Source organism: Amycolatopsis acidiphila (assembly GCF_021391495.1).
GTDB classification, from domain to species: Bacteria; Actinomycetota; Actinomycetes; order Mycobacteriales; family Pseudonocardiaceae; genus Amycolatopsis_E; species Amycolatopsis_E acidiphila.
Map to the genome: position 1 here is coordinate 6,892,532 of NZ_CP090063.1, position 15,949 is coordinate 6,908,480.

Genomic DNA, 15,949 nt, shown 5'->3' on the forward strand with positions numbered 1-15,949 from the left:
CGGCCGGGACGGGAATCAGGGAGTGACGATGCGAAGGCGGAGCGAAACGGACGGCGGTTCACGCCGGGCCAGTCGTTCGGCCGGGGCGCTGCCTCTGGTCGCGGCGATCACCTCGGCACTGGCGCTCACGGGTGCCGCGTTCTACACGGTCGATCGCGCCACCTGCGGCGATCCCGCGCAGTACATCAGGCACGACAACCACATCGAGCTGGTGGGTGGCTGCGTGGACGGCTCCCAGCTGGAGCAGCTGCACACCACGCAGTCCCACAGCGACGGTCAGACCGCCGAGTACAACAACTACCGGCCCTGACTCAGAGCGCCTGCAGCAGGTCCTCGACCAGGTCCCGCGAGTCCTCGATGCCGACCGACAACCGCAGCAGGTCGGCAGGCACCTGCAGCATCGAACCCGCGACGCTCGCGTGCGTCATCCGGCCAGGATGCTCGATCAGCGACTCGATCCCGCCGAGCGACTCCGCCAGGATGAACAGCTTCGTGCGCGAGGGCGCGTCCAGCGCGGCCTGCTCCCCGTCGGCGTGCCGGAACGACACCATCCCGCCGAAGCGTCGCATCTGCTTCGCGGCGGCTTCGTGCCCCGGGTGCTCGGCGAGGCCCGGGTAGTAGACCTGCGCGACCTTCGGATGCGCGGTCAGTGCCTCGGCGACACGCTCGGCGTTGTCGCAGTGCCGCTCCATGCGGACAGCCAGCGTCTTGATCCCCCGCAGCGTGAGCCACGCGTCGAACGCGCCGGGCACCGCGCCGGCGCCGTTGCGCAGGAAGAACAGCTGCTCGCGCAGCTCGTCCTCGTTGGTCAGCACCGCGCCGCCGACCACGTCGGAGTGACCGCCGAGGTACTTCGTGGTCGAGTGCACGACGATGTCCGCGCCGAGCGAGAGCGGGGTCTGCAGGTACGGCGTCGCGAAGGTGTTGTCCACGACGAGCTTGGCGTCGGCGGCGTGCGCGACCCCGGCCAGCGCCGGGATGTCGGCGATGCCGAGCAGCGGGTTGCTCGGGGTCTCGCACCAGACGAGCTTCGTCTCGGGGCGGATCGCGGCGCGCACGGCGTCGATGTCGGCGAGGTTCGCGACGGTGTACGTCACGCCCCAGTGCGTCAGGACCTTGTCGATGAGCCGGAAGGTGCCGCCGTAGGCGTCGTTGCCGAGCACCAGGTGGTCACCGGGACGCAGCGTGGTGCGCAGCACGGCGTCCGAGGCCGCCATCCCGGAGGCGAAGGCGAGCCCGTGACGGGCCCCTTCGAGCGAGGCGAGCTGCTGCTCCAGCGCGGTGCGCGTCGGGTTCGCGGTACGCGAGTACTCGTAGTCACCCTCGCGGGTGCCGCCGACGCCGTCCTGCGCGTAGGTCGAGGTCTGGTAGATCGGCACGATGACCGCGCCGGTCCGCGGATCGGGTTCCTGACCAGCGTGAATGGCACGTGTCTCGAAACCGAACCGGGAGGATTCGTCCGTCATGCCATCGAATGTAGCCGTGCGCGAAGCGCTCTGTTGAGGCGGTGGTGGGGAAGCGGCCGGCCCTACGACCAGCCGCTGGTGACCCACCGCGCGGTGGGCCGCACGCTCGCCAGGACGGCCGTCGCGACGGCGGGCACGCACAGCAGCGCGACGTAGCCGACCGGCAGCGTGCGGTCGAACTGGCCGAGGAAGTAGACCCCGAACGAGGCCAGGACCAGCACCGACACGTACAGCAGCAGCGCCAGCACCGCACCCGCGATGGTGAACGACCGGCCGAACGGCTTGGCGAGAATCAGCCCCACCCCGCCGATGATCAGCGTGCCGGCCACGATCAGGTGCAGCAGGAACGTGAGCAGCGCGCGGCCGAGGTCGGTGTCCCCGGCCAGCAGCACCGCACCACCGGCGACGCCGACGAGGTGGAAGATCCCGCCGAGCAGGGCGAGCACCGCCGCCGGGATGCCGGTGCCGCCGCCCCGGGATTGCTGAGGGTCCATGTCCAATCAACTACCAGCCCTGCGAAGGATGACTGCGTTCCGGGTGCTTCTGGGACACGACGGGGTATTCGCCAGGCCGGTACCGCAGGTAGCGGAACGTCCACGGAAGCGAGGAAAGGACCAGCACGACCGGTCCGCCGACCGTCGCCGCCACGCGCACGAACGCGTCGTCCGGCACGAACTGGAACATCGCCTTGAAAAACTGCCCGAAGTAGTCGGGGTAGAGCAGCAGCGGCTCGGTGACGACGGCCGCGATCGTGGCGAGTCCGCCGATCAGCAGCAGCACCGCCCCCGCGACCGCGCGGAAGAACGTGATCAGCGCGCCGATCAGCAGGATCACCGCGGCGCCGAGATACAGGCCGAGCACGATCTTGGTGTCCCGCGGCAGGTCGTCGATGCCGTAGTCGATGAACACGTTCGCCGGGAAGTAGCCGAGGATGCCGGCGAGCGCGAGCGCGGCGAAGCCGTCGAGGATGGCCGCGACCCCACTGGGGCGCCGCTCGGCTGGGGAGGGCTGCGCAGGGTGGCCGTACGGGTCCGTCACGATGCCCCCAGTATGGCGAGCGCGGGCTGGTCGGCTCACTTTAGCGGCGACTCGCCCGTTCCGGACCCGATTCACCCTCCTGGAACAGCGATGCCCCCGGCCTTCGTGGCCGGGGGCATCGAGTCGATTTCAGCCTGTCACCAGGGCTGCTGCGGCGGCTGGCCGGGCTGCTGGGGCGGCGGGCCGTAGGGGCCGGGCTGCCCGTACGGACCCGGCTGCTGCCCGTAAGGGTTGGGCGGCTGCGGGAACCCGCCGCTCGTCGGCGTCGGACCGCCGGGCTGCTGGCCGTACGGACCGGGCTGGCCGAAGCCACCGCTGGGCGGACCGTAGGGGTTCGGCTGGCCGAAGCCGCCGGGCTGCCCCGGGTACCCGCCACCGGGCGGGCCACCGAAGCCACCGGGCCCGCCGGGACCGGTGCCAGGGCCGCCGAGACCCACGTACTGCGCGGTCGCCGGGAGCAGCGCGAGCGCGCCGATCGCGGTGATCACGATGCCGAAGATCAGCTCGAACACCACGCGGGTCGGGCTGGCCAGCGCGATCATGAAGATGATCGACACGATGAGCAGTACCGCGCCGGCACCCAGGATCAGGAACTTCGAGAGCTGGTTCTTCAGGTAGAGCAGCACCGCGCCGCCGACCGCCGCGAGGCTGGCGAGGGCGAACAGGATGACGTAGATCCAGCCCTGGGTAAGGGTGCTGTCGCCGCCGGCGGCGTCCGCCGCCTGCTGGCAGATGCTCGTGTCGCCGCCCATCTGGCGGATCTGGTCCTCGCACTGCGCCACGGCTTCGCTGCTCGAGCCGGCACTGCCCAGGTCGCCCATGAGCGTGAAGGCGAGGATCGCGCCGATCAGGCCGAGGAGTCCGACGACGGCGGCCGCGATCCAGCCGAACATCTGGTTGTTGCCGCCGCCACCGGCGGGCGCGCCGTACGGCGAGCCGAACCCGGGCGGACCACCGAAGCCCCCGGGCTGCCCCGGCTGCCCGAAGCCCTGCGGCGGCTGGCCGTAGGGGCCGGGCTGCTGCGGCTGGCCGAAGCCACCCGGCTGGCCGAAGCCCTGCGGCGGCTGCTGCTGCCCGGGGAACCCGCCGGGCTGGCCGAAGCCACCCGGCTGCTGGCCCATCGCGGCGGGGTTGTCCGCGGCGCTGGGCGGCGGGGCGTACGGGATCGACGGCGGCGGCTGGGCACCCGGCGGGACCAGCTGCGTCGACTCCCCGCCCTGGTCACCGGCGTTCGCGGGCGTCGCGCCACCCTCGCCGGGCTGCCCCGGCTGCACGACCTGGGTCGGCTCGGCGGTCTCACCGAACTGGCCGCCCTGCGGCTGGCCGGGCTGCACCACCTGGGTCGGCTCCGACGAACCGAAAGGACTGTCTTGCTGCGGCTGGGGACCACTCGGCGGACCCTGCGGCGGCTGTTGCCCGCCACCCCAGGGCTGGTTCGGTGGCTGCGGAGCGCTCATGTGGGCCTGGAACCCCCTTGAAAAGGCTGTGTGTGCTCTGGCCGCACACGCTATCGGATGCCTGGACGCGATGCTCGTAACGCCCCGGACGAAAAGGACGATAAGTCTACCCGCGCCGGCCCGCCAGGAAACCCAGCAAATCGTGCCTGGTCACCACGCCTGCGGGCTTGCCGTCGAGGAGCACCAGCGCGCCGTCGGCGCCAGAGAGCGCTTTCATCGCGGCGCCGACCTGTTCGCTCGCGCCGATCGTCGGCAGCGGCGCCGACATGTGCTGGTCCAGCCGGTCGGCGAGGTTGGCCTTGCCGGTGAACAGCGCCTCGAGCAGGTCCCGCTCGATCACCGCGCCGACCACCTCCGCCGCCATCACCGGCGGCTCGGCGCTGACCACCGGCATCTGGCTGACGTTGAACTCGGACAGGATCGAGACCGCCTCGGCCACGGTCTCGTTCGGATGCGTGTGCACCAGGTCGGGCAGCGCACCCGTCTTCGCCTTCAGCACGTCGCCCACCGTGGCGCCGGAGGTGTCGGGCGAGAGGAAGCCGAACGACGACATCCACCGGTCGTTGAACACCTTGCCCAGGTAGCCGCGGCCGCCGTCGGGCAGCAGGACGACGACGACGTCGTCGGGACCCAGGCGCTTCGCCAGCCGCAGCGCGGCGGCGACGGCCATCCCGCACGAGCCGCCGACGAGCAGTCCCTCCTCGAGCGCGAGCCGCCGGGTGATCTCGAACGACTCGGCGTCGGAGACCGCGATGATCTCGTCGGCGATGCCGCGGTCGTAGGTGTCGGGCCAGAAGTCCTCGCCCACGCCCTCGACCAGGTACGGCCGCCCGGTGCCGCCGGAGTACACGGAGCCCTCGGGGTCCGCGCCGACCACGGCGACCTTCCCGTCCGAGACCTCCTTGAGGTACCGGCCGGTGCCGGAGATCGTGCCGCCGGTGCCGACGCCCGCGACGAAGTGTGTGATCCGGCCGTCGGTCTGCTGCCAGAGCTCCGGGCCCGTGGAGTGGTAGTGGCTCGCCGGGTTCTCCGGGTTGGCGTACTGGTTCGGCTTCCAGGCGCCCTCGATCTCCTCGACGAGCCGGTCGGACACCGAGTAGTAGGAGTCGGGGTGCTCGGGCGGCACCGCCGTCGGGCAGACGACCACGCGCGCGCCGTACGCCTTGAGGACGTTGCGCTTGTCCTCGCTGACCTTGTCCGGGCAGACGAAGACGCAGTGGTAGCCCTTGCGCTGGGCGACCATCGCCAGCCCGACGCCGGTGTTGCCGGAGGTCGGCTCGACGATCGTGCCGCCGGGCTTGAGTTGCCCCGAGGCCTCGGCGGCCTCCACCATGCGCAGCGCGATGCGGTCCTTCACGCTGCCACCGGGGTTGAGGTACTCCACCTTGGCCAGCACCAGCGGCTGCAGGCCCTCGGTCAGGGCGTTGAGCTTGACCAGCGGGGTGTTGCCGACGAGGTCGACGACGTGCTCGTAGTACTCCACTGGCCCACCATATCCGTGGCACCCGTCGCTCAGAGGTTTGCCCGGACGCCCGAAGAGGGCAGGATGTAGGTAAGCACCCGCTTAGCTCGACCCGAAGGAGTGTCCCGCCATGCCCGAAGCCGTGATCGTCTCCACCGCCCGCTCGCCCATCGGGCGCGCGGGCAAGGGGTCGCTCGTGAACATGCGCCCGGACGACCTCGCCGTCCAGATGGTCCGGGCCGCGCTCGACAAGGTCCCGCAGCTGGACCCGAAGGACATCGACGACCTGATGCTCGGCTGTGGCCTGCCCGGCGGTGAGTCCGGCTTCAACATGGGCCGCGCGGTCGCCGTCGAACTGGGCTACGACCACCTGCCCGGCTGCACCGTCACCAGGTACTGCTCGTCCAGCCTGCAGACCACCCGCATGGCCCTGCACGCGATCAAGGCCGGCGAAGGCGACGTCTTCATCTCCGCGGGTGTCGAGGCCGTGTCCCGCTTCGCCAAGGGCAGCTCGGACTCCTGGCCCGACACGCACAACCCGCTGTTCGCCGACGCCGAGGCGCGCACCGTGAAGACCGCGTCCGAGGGCTCGGACACCTGGGTCGACCCGCGCGAGAACGGTCAGGTCCCGGACATCTACATCGCGATGGGGCAGACCGCGGAGAACCTGGCGCGGCTGAAGAACGTCTCCCGCGAGGAGATGGACGAGTTCGGTGTGCGCTCGCAGAACCTCGCGGAGAAGGCGATCGCCGACGGCTTCTGGGCCAAGGACATCACGCCGGTCACGCTGCCCGACGGCACGGTCGTCAGCAAGGACGACGGCCCGCGCGCCGGCGTCACGCTGGAGGGCGTGGCCGGGCTCAAGCCGGTGTTCCGTCCCGACGGCCGGGTCACCGCGGGCAACTGCTGCCCGCTCAACGACGGGGCCGCCGCGCTGGTCGTCATGTCCGACACCAAGGCGAAGGAGCTGGGCCTGACCCCGCTCGCGCGCGTGGTGTCGACCGGCGTTTCGGGCCTGTCACCCGAGATCATGGGCTACGGGCCGGTGGAGGCGTCCAAGAAGGCACTGGCGAAGGCGGGCCTGGGGATCGGCGACATCGACCTGGTCGAGATCAACGAGGCGTTCGCCGCGCAGGTCATCCCGTCCTACCGGGACCTGGGCATCGACATCGAGAAGCTGAACGTCAACGGCGGCGCGATCGCCGTGGGCCACCCGTTCGGCATGACCGGCGCCCGCATCACCTCGACGCTCATCAACTCCCTGCAACACCACGACAAGCAGTGGGGCCTGGAGACGATGTGCGTCGGTGGCGGCCAGGGCATGGCCATGGTGCTCGAGCGCCTGAGCTGACCAGTGGTGGGGCGCCTTTTCGCGGGGCGCCCCACCGGCCGGTCAGGTGTTGTTCTTGCTGTCGGTCGCGCAGAGGGTCGTCGCGGGCCGAGTCGCTCGCCGTGCCGTTGACCACCTTGAGGATCTTTGTAGGAACCACTGCCGCTCACGGAGTACTCGTCGTAGTCGCCGTCGGGGCAGCTGGCGCGTATGGACCGGCCGCTCGATCGGGCGAAAAAACAACAGAGGACGCTCGGATGGTTACCGAGCGTCCTCTGCCTCTCCGGAAAAAACGCTAGTCGTTCTGCAGGTACGACAACAGCCGCAGGATCTCCAGGTAAAGCCAGACCATCGTGGTCATCAGACCGAAGGCGGCGAACCACGCCCACTTCGACGGCATGCCCTGGCGGATCATCCGGTCGGCCATGTCGAAGTCGAGCAGGAAGTTGAACGCCGCGATGCCGATCACCACGAGGCTGAAGATGATCGCCAGCGCACCGCCGTCCCGCAGACCCATGTTGACGCCGAACAGCGACAGCAACAGGTTGGCGAGCATCAGGATGACCACACCCGCGGTCGCACCGATGATCCACTTGGTCAGCTTCGGCGTGACCTTGACCGCGCCGGTCTTGTAGACCACGAGCATCGCGATGAACACACCCGCCGTGCCGAGGATGGCCTGCAGCGCGATACCCGGGTAGATCATCTCGAACAGCCCGGTGATGGCACCGAGGAAGACACCTTCGGCCGCCGAGTACAGCAGCGTCATCGGGCCACTGGGCCGCTGGCGGAAGATCATCACCAGCGACAGCCCGAGGCCGATCAGCATGGCGACGACCATGACGCCGAGCACCGGGCCCAGCGCCCGCACGTCGGCCTGCCCCTGCGCCCAGATGGCCGCGAGCACGCCCGTGACCAGGGCGGTCCCGAGCGAGAGCCCGGTCTTGATGACGACGTCGTCGACCGTCATCGGACGGTCGCCGGCACCGGCCGGCGCCTGCGGCAGACCGTAGCCGGGCACGCCGCCCTGCGGCTGGTTGAAGCCTACGTTCGGCCCGTACTGGCCGTAGCCCGCGTTGCCCGTCGGTAGATGGCGGAACGCGGGGTTGCTTGTGGAACGCACCTTGATCCTCCTGGATCTCCTGGCACCTGCATCGGGTCTAACGGCGGAGGCCGCCGACCGGTTCCCGTCGAGTAAAGAAAATTTTACCGAATCTCCTCGCCAGGGCGTCGCCGGTGCCCGCAAGCAGCGTCGATCACGACTTCGGCGGATTGTCCACGAACGAGACTCGTCGGCGGCAAGCAGGTCTTCTGCGTGCAGTTCGAGGCGCCCTGTGGACAACCCGGTGCCGATCGGCGATCCGTCTACTCGGCGGTGAGCAGCGTCTGCAGACATCGTCCTGGCGCTCTGCACCCCCTCCATCCACCCCGCCCCAGCCCTCACCCTCCGCAGGCCGAGCCCACCCCGGCCGACCCCGCCCCCGACACGGCTGATCAGGTAACGGCGGTGGTCCTCACACCATCGGGCGAGCACAATGCCCACAGGTTCTGCACGCACGCAACGAAGGGCGGCACGATGCCCGGCTATCTCGTGACCGGCGCGACCGGCCTGATCGGCCGTCAGTTCACCCAGCTCCTGCTGGCTCAGGAGGACACCGAGCACGTCCACCTGCTGGTCCGCGCATCGTCCCGCGACCGGCTCGCGGCGCTGGTGACCACCTGGCCGCATCCGGAGAAGGTCACGCTCCTCACCGGCGACCTCTCCGCCGACCGGCTCGGCGTCGACGACCAGGCCCGCGAGGAGCTGCAGGGCCGGATCGATCATCTGGTGCACCTCGCCGCGCTGTACGACATCACCGCCGACGACGAGACCAGCATCCGGGCCAATGTGGACGGCACCCGCAAGGTCGTCGAGCTCGCCGCCGACGTACGTGCCGGTTGCCTGCACCACGTCTCCTCCGTCGCCGTCGCCGGTGATCACGAAGGGGTCTTCACCGAGGACATGTTCGACGTGGGCCAGCGCCTGCCGACCGCCTACCACCGGACCAAGTTCGAGGCCGAGCGCCTGGTGCGCGAGCAGCAGGAAGTGCCGTGGCGGGTCTACCGCCCCGCCGTCGTGGTCGGGCACTCCCAGACCGGCGAGATGGACAAGGTGGACGGTCCGTACTACCTGTTCACCGCGATCGACAAGCTCAACCGCGTGCCGAACCTGCCGCTCGTCGGCCCGGACCTCGGGGACACGAACATCGTCCCGGTCGACTACGTCGCCAATGCCCTGGTCGCCCTGGTGCGCAAGCCCAACCTCGACGGCTGCGCCTTCCACCTGGTCAGCCCGAAACCCCAGCCCGTCGTGTCGGTCTACAACGCCTTCGCCAGGACCGCCGGTGCGCCGACGATCAACGTGCAGCTCGACGAGCGCCTGTCCAAGGGCATCCTGCGCCTGGTGAAGCTCACCGAGCACGTGCCCGGCGTGTCCCTGGTACGGGACGGGTTCCTGGCGCGCCTGGGTATTCCGCCGGTCCTGCTCGAAACGATGTCGTTCCCGTCGGTCTTCGCCTCCGCGGCCACGCGCAAGCAGCTCGCCTCGAGCGGCGTCGAGGTCCCCCGGCTGGAGACCTACGCGGACGTGCTCTGGCGCTACTGGCGCGAGCACCTCGACCCCTTCCGCGCTCGCGCACACGGCAGCCGCGGTGAGCTCGACGGCCGTCGCGTGATCATCACCGGCGCGTCCTCGGGTATCGGGCGCGCCACCGCCCTCAAGGTCGCCGCCCAGGGCGGCGTCCCGCTGTTGGTCGCCCGGCGGCAGCACGAGCTGGAGGAGGTCCGGGACGAGATCGTCGCGGCGGGCGGCAGCGCCTCGGTCTACCCCGCTGACCTGACCGACGAGGAGTCGATCAACAAGCTCGTCAAGCAGATCCTCGACGAGCACGGCAGGATCGACATGCTCGTCAACAACGCGGGCCGGTCGATCCGCCGGTCGATCAAGCTCTCCTTCGACCGGTTCCACGACTACGAGCGCGCGATGGCGATCAACTACTTCGGCGCCGTGCGGCTCATCCTCGCCGTGCTGCCGCACATGTCCGAGCGCAAGTTCGGGCACATCGTCAACGTCTCCTCGATCGGGGTACAGGGCATCGCCCCCCGGTTCTCCGCCTACGTGGCGTCGAAGGCGGCACTGGACTACTTCAGCAAGATCGCGGCGACCGAGACACACGGCGACGGGATCACCTTCACCACCATCCACATGCCTCTCGTACGGACCCCGATGATCCGGCCAACGAAGATCTACGACGCGTTTCCCACAAAATCCCCCGATCAGGCGGCGGAGATGGTTCTGCGGGCGCTGAAGGACCGGCCGAAGCACATCGGAACCCCGGAGGGATACCTCATCCAGGCGGCGTACACGTTCCTGCCAGGACTCGTGGATGCCGTGGCGTACGAGGGTTTCCGCATCTTCCCGGACTCCGCCGCGGCGGGCGGCACCGGTGAGATCAAGTTCGGGAAGGGGGAGCGCCATCTGTCCAAGGCCGCGACGCGGCTGATCAGACTGACGCGGGGGTTCCACTGGTGAGTCCACACTGGAGACACGGACACGCGGTGACCTGACAGCGTTAACACCCTGTGCGCGGGTACCTTCTTCGGCATGGTTCCCGAGCGAGACAACGCCCTGCTCCCGCTGAAGCGTGACTACAACCAGGTGTGGCACGGTTTCGACCGTGGCCAGGTGCTGCAGTACCTGGATCACGTCGAGGCGAACCTCCGGCGGGTGATGGCCGATCGTGACTCGGCCATGGCGCAGGCGAGCACGATGTCCCGGGAACTGGAGAACGCCCGCGGGGAGATCCAGCGGCTCCGTACGCGCGTCGAGGAGCTGAAGCGGCCGCCGGAGCGGATCGAGGACCTCGACGAGCGGATGCAGCGCACGGTCGAGCTCGCGAACGCCCGTGCCGAGGAGATCGTCACCAGGGCACAGGTGGCGGCCGAGGAGCACTGGGCGTCGAGCACCGACGTGTCCAGCCGGCTGCGCGAGCGGTACCAGAAGCTGATCACGGCGCTGGAATCACACGCCGAGGCGCTCGAGGCCGAGCACAAGAACGCGCTCGACGCCACCAAGAGCGAGGTCCAGAAGCTCACCACGGAAGCGGCCCGGCGGCGGACAGCGCTGGACATCGAGGCCGAGCGCAAGCGCCGGACCATCGAGCACGACTTCGAGAGCTCCGTCGCGTCACAACGGGCCGCGCTCGAGAAGCACATCGCCGACCAGCAGACGGCGAGCAAGAACCAGGCCGAACGCCGTATCGCCGAAGCGACGGCCGAGGCCAAGCGCCTGGTCGACGAGGCCACCGCGCGGGCCAAGCAGCTGGTCGCGGAAGCCGCGGCGGAAGCCGAGCGCCGTGAAGACGAGGCGAACCGCAAGGTCCAGCGGCTTGACTCGTTGAGCGAGCAGGCCGTGACGAGGCTGCGCAGGGCGAACGAGGTGCTCGCGCGCAGCCACTCGTCGCTGGCGCCGCTGCGGGAGGAGTCGGTGGTCGACATGACGCGCCCCGCTCCGGTCGACGCCCCGATCAACCTCGCGCCCGGGGCCCAGCCCATCGCCACCTTCGCGCCCCCGACGAAGGTCGTCCACCCGATCACCCCCAAGCCGGGACCGGCTTCCGTCGGTCAGGCGCCGAAGCCGCCGAGCCAGCGAGGCGCCGGCACGCCCAGCTCCGGCACACCGCAGCCGTCCCAGTCCAATGCCCCGGCCGGCGGCCAGCCGACCAGTTCGGCGGGACGCCAAGCCACGGTGCCCGCTCAGCCCGGCACTCCGGCTCAGTCGCCTCAGGCCGCCCAGACGGGTCAGCCTGCCCAGACGGCTCAGGCCGGTGCGTCTGGCCAAGCCGCCCAGTCGGAGCAGGGCGCCTCGGACAACGGCGCCTCTGCTCAGGCCACAATTCCAGCCCGGAATGCGGTCGAGGGCCAGGCCGCAGCTTCAGCTCCGGCGAGCGCTGAGGGTGCCGGCACCGCGAAAGCCACCGAGGCGAAGCAGGCAGACCCGACCAAGCCTGCCCTTCCGCCGACGAAGCCCGCGCAGCAGCCAGTCAAGCCGCAACCGGCCTCCTCGAAGCGGAAGTAACCGCTCCTCAGGAGGGTCGAATCCCGCCGGGCCGCGGACGACCGTCCAGGCACTGCCGCCGGGAGTCTGCCGAGGCCGAAGGCACCGGTCGCCACGGCCCACCCCAGTCGCTACCGCCGGGCCTGGCGCCACGGCGCCTGCCCCCGCACCTGCCGTCGCGAGCGCACCCCACGGCCCCGGCTCCAGGCACCAGCCCCCTCCCGGCACCGACCGCCGACCCCGGGACCTACCTCGCTCCCGCCTGCGGCAGCCGCGGCCACGGGTTGAGCGCCTCCAACTGGGCGGCCAGCGCCAGCAAACGTGCCTCGCCTTGGGGGGTGGTCACCAGCTGGACCCCCAGGGGCAACCCGTTCGGGTGGCGGGACGCCGGGACGGACATCGCTGGGTAGCCGGCCAGGTTCCACAGGCCCGCGAAGCCCGCCAGCCGCACGGCCGGCACCGCGTTCGCCAGGGACGACCGCTCGTGCCAGCGCTCCGCCTTCGGCGGGAGGGTGGCCAGCGTCGGGGTCAGCAGAACGTCGTAGCTCTCGAAGAACTCCTTCGCCCGGCTGAGCCACCGGGCCTTCGTGCCCGGCCGGATCAGGCGCGCGGCCCGCAACGCACGGCCGAGCTTCACGTGCGACTGCGTACGCGGCTGCAACAGCGCCTTGTCGAGATCGTCCGCCTGCTCCGACGGCCCCGCGAACCAGCGCCCGAGGATGCCCAGCGCCGCCTCCGTCCCGTACCTCGGCGTCGCGCGCTCGACGGCGTGACCCGCCGCCGCGAGCACATCCGCCACCCGGTCGACGGCGTCGCGCAGTGGCTTCGGCACCGGGGCATGCGTCAGCGGCAGATCGGTCGAAACCGCGACTCGCAACCGCCCCGGCTCGCCCACCTGCGCCAGGTCCGGCCGGTCCGCGAGCACCCCCAGCAGGAGCGCGGCATCGGCGACCGTCGTGGCGAGGCTGCCGTGCGCCGACATCCCGTACCAGCCGCCCTCCGCCAGCACATCCGCACCCGGCTTGATGCCCACCAGCCCGCACATCGCGGCCGGAAACCGGACCGAGCCGAGACCGTCGGTGCCGTGTGCGACCGGCACCAGCCCGGCCGCCACCGCCGCGGCGCTGCCGCCGGACGAACCTCCGGCCGTGTACTCGGGCTGCCAGGGACTGCGCGCGATCCCGCTCGGCGAGTCGCTCATCGGCCAGATGCACAGTTCCGGCACCCGCGTGATCCCGACGATCACCGCGCCGGCCGCCCGCAGCCGCCGCACCACCACCGAGTCCTCAGTGGACGGTGCGGTCGACGTGGCGGCGGAACCCCAGCCCGCGTACTCGCCGGCGATCTCGGTGACGTCCTTGACCGCGACCGGCACCCCGGCGAGCGGCAGCTCGGCCAGATCGGGCCGTTGCGCCAGCGACCGCGCCTCGGCGACCGCCTCCTCCGCCCGCACCTTGCGGAACGCGCCGACCACGCGGTCGGCCGTCTCGATCCCGTCGAGCACCCGTTCGGTCAGCCGCACCGGGTCGAGCTCACCGGCCCGGACGCTCTTCGCCAGCTCCATCGCCGTCGCTTCCATGGCCCGACCCTAAGCCGTGACGCGGCCGGCGCACAGCAGGCACAGCTTCAGCCGGCGTCCCCGGATTTCACGGCCTAGCCATCCGTCGCCGCGGGGGCCGAGATGGTCCGGTCGCCGCCGAAGTGGATGCCCTTCGCCTCCTTGCCGACCAACGTGAGCACGGTGACCACGACGAGCACCGGGATGATCGTCACCGCGAGGGCGAACGGGTAGCCGTGGTGCTCGGCCAGTGTCTCCTGGATCGGCAGGTTGAACGCGGCCAGGCAGTTGCCGAGCTGGTAGGTCACGCCGGGGTAGAAGCCGCGGATCGCGTCCGGCGACATCTCGGTCAGGTGCGCCGGGATCACTCCCCACGCGCCCTGCACCATGACCTGCATGAGGAACGAGCCGAGACACAGCAGCGCCGCGGTCTTGGACAACGCGAACAGCGGCACGATCGGCAACCCGAGCACCGCGCAGAACGCGATCGTGTAGCGGCGTCCGAACCGCTCGGACAGCGAACCGAAGATGAGGCCGCCTGCGATCGCGCCGATGTTGTAGATCACCGCGATCCAGGTCGCGGTCGTGGTCGACAGGCCCGCGCCGCCGGAGGTGTGCGCCGAGAGGAAGGTCGGGTACACGTCCTGGGTGCCGTGGCTCATCCAGTTGAACGCTGTCATCAGCAGCACGAGGTAGACGAACCGGCGGATGATCTTCGGGTCGAGCAGGATGTCCCGCATGGAGGTCCGGGTGACGCGCATCTTCTGCCGCGCGGTCTCCCACACCTCGGACTCCTTCACGCGAGCCCTGATGATCAGGCTGATCAGCGCCGGGATGATGCTCAGCGCGAACAGCCACCGCCAGGACAGCCCGGCCCAGTCGAGCACGACGAGCGACGCGAGCGACGCCAGCAGGTAACCGAAGGAATAGCCTTCCTGCAGCATCCCCGAGAAGAACCCGCGTCGTTTCACCGGAATCTTCTCCATCGCGAGCGCGGCGCCCAGCCCCCATTCGCCGCCCATCCCGATCCCGTACAGCAGCCGCAGGATCAGCAGCACCGTGAAGTTCGGCGCGAACGCGCACAGGAACCCGACGATCGAGTAGAACACCACGTCCACCATCAGCGGGACGCGGCGGCCGACGCGGTCGGCCCACAGCCCGAACAGCAACGCCCCCACCGGCCGCATGATGAGCGTCGCGGTCGTGATGAACACGACGTCGGCCTTCTGCATCCCGAAGCTCTTCGCGATGTCGGCGTAGACGAACACGACGATGAAGTAGTCGAACGCGTCCATGGTCCAGCCGAGTACCGCGGCGATGAACGAGTTCCGCTGATCCGACGTGAGGCGCTGGCGCCCACCGGTTCCTGCTGACGACTCTGCCATGCGACAGACCCTATTTCGACAGTGACCGACGAACCACCCGAATCGGTGACCAGTTCCGAACATTTCCGGCAAAAGGAACAAAAACAACGAGGATTCGTCACTCGTCCTTGATCTCGAACTCCGCGCGCACGCCCAGCAGCCGTACCGGACGGCTGTCCTCGAACCGGCCCAGCACGGCCAGTGCCGCCCGCTCCAGCTCGGCCGCGTCGCTGGTCGGTGCCTCCAGCGTCATGCTGCGCGTCTGGGTCACGAACGGCGCGAACCGGATCTTGACGGCCACCCGGGCCGCCGGGCGTCCCTCAGCGATCACGTCGTCGGCGACGCGGCGAGCCAGCGTGGCGACCTCGCCGGAGATCTCCGCGGGGTCGGTCAGGTTCTGCTGGAAGGTCGTCTCGCGGCTGCGCGAGCGGGGCAGATACGGCGTCGCGGTCACCTCGCGGTCGCCGACGCCGAGCGCGAGGATCCGGTACCAGGGGCCCATCGTCGGCCCGAACCGCGCGGCCAGCTCCTTCGGGTCGCTCGCGGCCAACTGCCCGACCGTCACCGCACCCAGCTCGGCCAGCTTCTTCGCGGTCTTGCGCCCGATCCCCCACAACGCCTCGGTGGGACGCCCGTCCATCACCTCGGACCAGTTGTCCCGAGTCAGCCGGTAGACGCCCGCGGGCTTGGCGAACCCGGTCGCGATCTTGGCGCGGAGCTTGTTGTCGCCGATGCCCACCGAGCAGGACATGCCGGACTCGGCCATGACGGCGCGCCGGATCTCGGCGGCGAGCGCCTCGGGGTCGTCCGTGCTCGCGCCGACGAACGCCTCGTCCCAGCCGACCACCTCGACGACCACCGGGAACGTCCGCAGCGTCGCCATCACCCGCTCGGACACCTCTTCGTACGCGGGCTTGTCGACCGGCAGGAACACCGCGTCCGGGCAGCGCTTCGCGGCCGTGCGCAACGGCATACCGGACTGGATGCCGAACTCCCGCGCCTCGTAGGAGGCCGTCGCCACGACCGCGCGCTGGGTCGGGTCGCCGGTGCCGCCCACGACCACCGGCCGTCCCCGCAGCTCCGGATGCCGCGCCACCTCGACGGCCGCGATGAACTGGTCGAGGTCGGCGTGCAGGATCCAGTCCGCGGGCACGGGCCCAGTATGCGGCGCCGTCACCT

The 15,949-nt window shown here is 70.3% G+C and carries 13 protein-coding genes; 4 read left to right on the forward strand and 9 right to left on the reverse strand.

The window, feature by feature from the left end:
- The first annotated feature begins 28 nt into the window (after positions 1 to 28).
- Entirely contained in the window at positions 29 to 310 is a 282-nt protein-coding gene (locus tag LWP59_RS33665) for a hypothetical protein (RefSeq protein WP_144645085.1), read from the forward strand.
- 1 nt (position 311) lies between these two features.
- Here LWP59_RS33665 and LWP59_RS33670 read toward each other — a convergent pair whose 3' ends face one another.
- The 5 genes from LWP59_RS33670 to LWP59_RS33690 form a co-directional block, all read right to left on the reverse strand.
- Positions 312 to 1,466: a cystathionine gamma-synthase gene (locus LWP59_RS33670; RefSeq protein ID WP_144645087.1), complete on the reverse strand. Its 1,155-nt coding sequence runs from the start codon at positions 1,464 to 1,466 to the stop codon at positions 312 to 314.
- A gap of 62 nt (positions 1,467 to 1,528) precedes the next feature.
- A complete protein-coding gene (locus LWP59_RS33675; protein ID WP_144645090.1) occupies positions 1,529 to 1,960 on the reverse strand; it encodes a hypothetical protein in 432 nt (143 codons plus the stop codon).
- 10 nt (positions 1,961 to 1,970) lie between these two features.
- Positions 1,971 to 2,504, reverse strand: coding sequence for a hypothetical protein (locus tag LWP59_RS33680; RefSeq protein ID WP_144645092.1), 534 nt, complete (start codon positions 2,502 to 2,504; stop codon positions 1,971 to 1,973).
- A gap of 137 nt (positions 2,505 to 2,641) precedes the next feature.
- Positions 2,642 to 3,838, reverse strand: coding sequence for a hypothetical protein (locus LWP59_RS33685; protein ID WP_444541909.1), 1,197 nt, complete (start codon positions 3,836 to 3,838; stop codon positions 2,642 to 2,644).
- 229 nt (positions 3,839 to 4,067) lie between these two features.
- Positions 4,068 to 5,444, reverse strand: coding sequence for a cystathionine beta-synthase (locus LWP59_RS33690; RefSeq protein ID WP_144645096.1), 1,377 nt, complete (start codon positions 5,442 to 5,444; stop codon positions 4,068 to 4,070).
- 109 nt (positions 5,445 to 5,553) lie between these two features.
- On the opposite strand from LWP59_RS33690, the gene LWP59_RS33695 reads away from it, so the two are divergent.
- Positions 5,554 to 6,774, forward strand: a complete 1,221-nt coding sequence (locus LWP59_RS33695) for an acetyl-CoA C-acetyltransferase (RefSeq protein WP_144645098.1) — start codon at positions 5,554 to 5,556, stop codon at positions 6,772 to 6,774.
- 274 nt (positions 6,775 to 7,048) lie between these two features.
- Here LWP59_RS33695 and LWP59_RS33700 read toward each other — a convergent pair whose 3' ends face one another.
- Entirely contained in the window at positions 7,049 to 7,876 is an 828-nt protein-coding gene (locus tag LWP59_RS33700) for a Bax inhibitor-1/YccA family protein (protein WP_144645100.1), read from the reverse strand.
- Between the two features lie 453 nt (positions 7,877 to 8,329).
- Between LWP59_RS33700 and LWP59_RS33705 the strand changes: the two genes are divergently transcribed.
- A complete protein-coding gene (locus LWP59_RS33705) occupies positions 8,330 to 10,324 on the forward strand; it encodes an SDR family oxidoreductase (RefSeq protein WP_144640674.1) in 1,995 nt (664 codons plus the stop codon).
- Positions 10,325 to 10,396: 72 nt separating this feature from the next.
- Positions 10,397 to 11,869 (forward strand): cell division protein DivIVA, encoded by a 1,473-nt coding sequence (locus LWP59_RS33710; RefSeq protein WP_144640677.1) that lies wholly within the window; start codon positions 10,397 to 10,399, stop codon positions 11,867 to 11,869.
- Positions 11,870 to 12,095: 226 nt separating this feature from the next.
- Here the strand turns inward: LWP59_RS33710 and LWP59_RS33715 are convergent, their stop codons facing one another.
- The 3 genes from LWP59_RS33715 to LWP59_RS33725 all read right to left on the reverse strand — a co-directional run bounded on the left by LWP59_RS33715 (position 12,096) and on the right by LWP59_RS33725 (position 15,923).
- Positions 12,096 to 13,427, reverse strand: coding sequence for an amidase family protein (locus LWP59_RS33715; RefSeq protein WP_144640679.1), 1,332 nt, complete (start codon positions 13,425 to 13,427; stop codon positions 12,096 to 12,098).
- Between the two features lie 74 nt (positions 13,428 to 13,501).
- Positions 13,502 to 14,791 (reverse strand): MFS transporter, encoded by a 1,290-nt coding sequence (locus LWP59_RS33720; RefSeq protein WP_144640682.1) that lies wholly within the window; start codon positions 14,789 to 14,791, stop codon positions 13,502 to 13,504.
- Positions 14,792 to 14,888: 97 nt separating this feature from the next.
- Positions 14,889 to 15,923 carry a DNA polymerase IV gene (locus LWP59_RS33725; protein ID WP_144640685.1) on the reverse strand — a complete coding sequence of 345 codons (1,035 nt, stop codon included), beginning with the start codon at positions 15,921 to 15,923 and terminating at the stop codon, positions 14,889 to 14,891.
- Positions 15,924 to 15,949: the final 26 nt, after the last annotated feature.

Excerpts from the sequence above, each read along its gene's own strand:
- LWP59_RS33695 (WP_144645098.1), top strand. The coding sequence starts at position 5,554 with ATGCCCGAAGCCGTGATCGTCTCCACCGCCCGCTCGCCCATCGGGCGC.
- LWP59_RS33705 (WP_144640674.1), top strand. The coding sequence starts at position 8,330 with ATGCCCGGCTATCTCGTGACCGGCGCGACCGGCCTGATCGGCCGTCAG.
- LWP59_RS33710 (WP_144640677.1), top strand. The coding sequence starts at position 10,397 with ATGGTTCCCGAGCGAGACAACGCCCTGCTCCCGCTGAAGCGTGACTAC.
- LWP59_RS33720 (WP_144640682.1), bottom strand. The coding sequence starts at position 14,791 with ATGGCAGAGTCGTCAGCAGGAACCGGTGGGCGCCAGCGCCTCACGTCG.
- LWP59_RS33665 (WP_144645085.1), top strand. The coding sequence starts at position 29 with ATGCGAAGGCGGAGCGAAACGGACGGCGGTTCACGCCGGGCCAGTCGT.
- LWP59_RS33670 (WP_144645087.1), bottom strand. The coding sequence starts at position 1,466 with ATGACGGACGAATCCTCCCGGTTCGGTTTCGAGACACGTGCCATTCAC.
- LWP59_RS33715 (WP_144640679.1), bottom strand. The coding sequence starts at position 13,427 with ATGGAAGCGACGGCGATGGAGCTGGCGAAGAGCGTCCGGGCCGGTGAG.
- LWP59_RS33675 (WP_144645090.1), bottom strand. The coding sequence starts at position 1,960 with ATGGACCCTCAGCAATCCCGGGGCGGCGGCACCGGCATCCCGGCGGCG.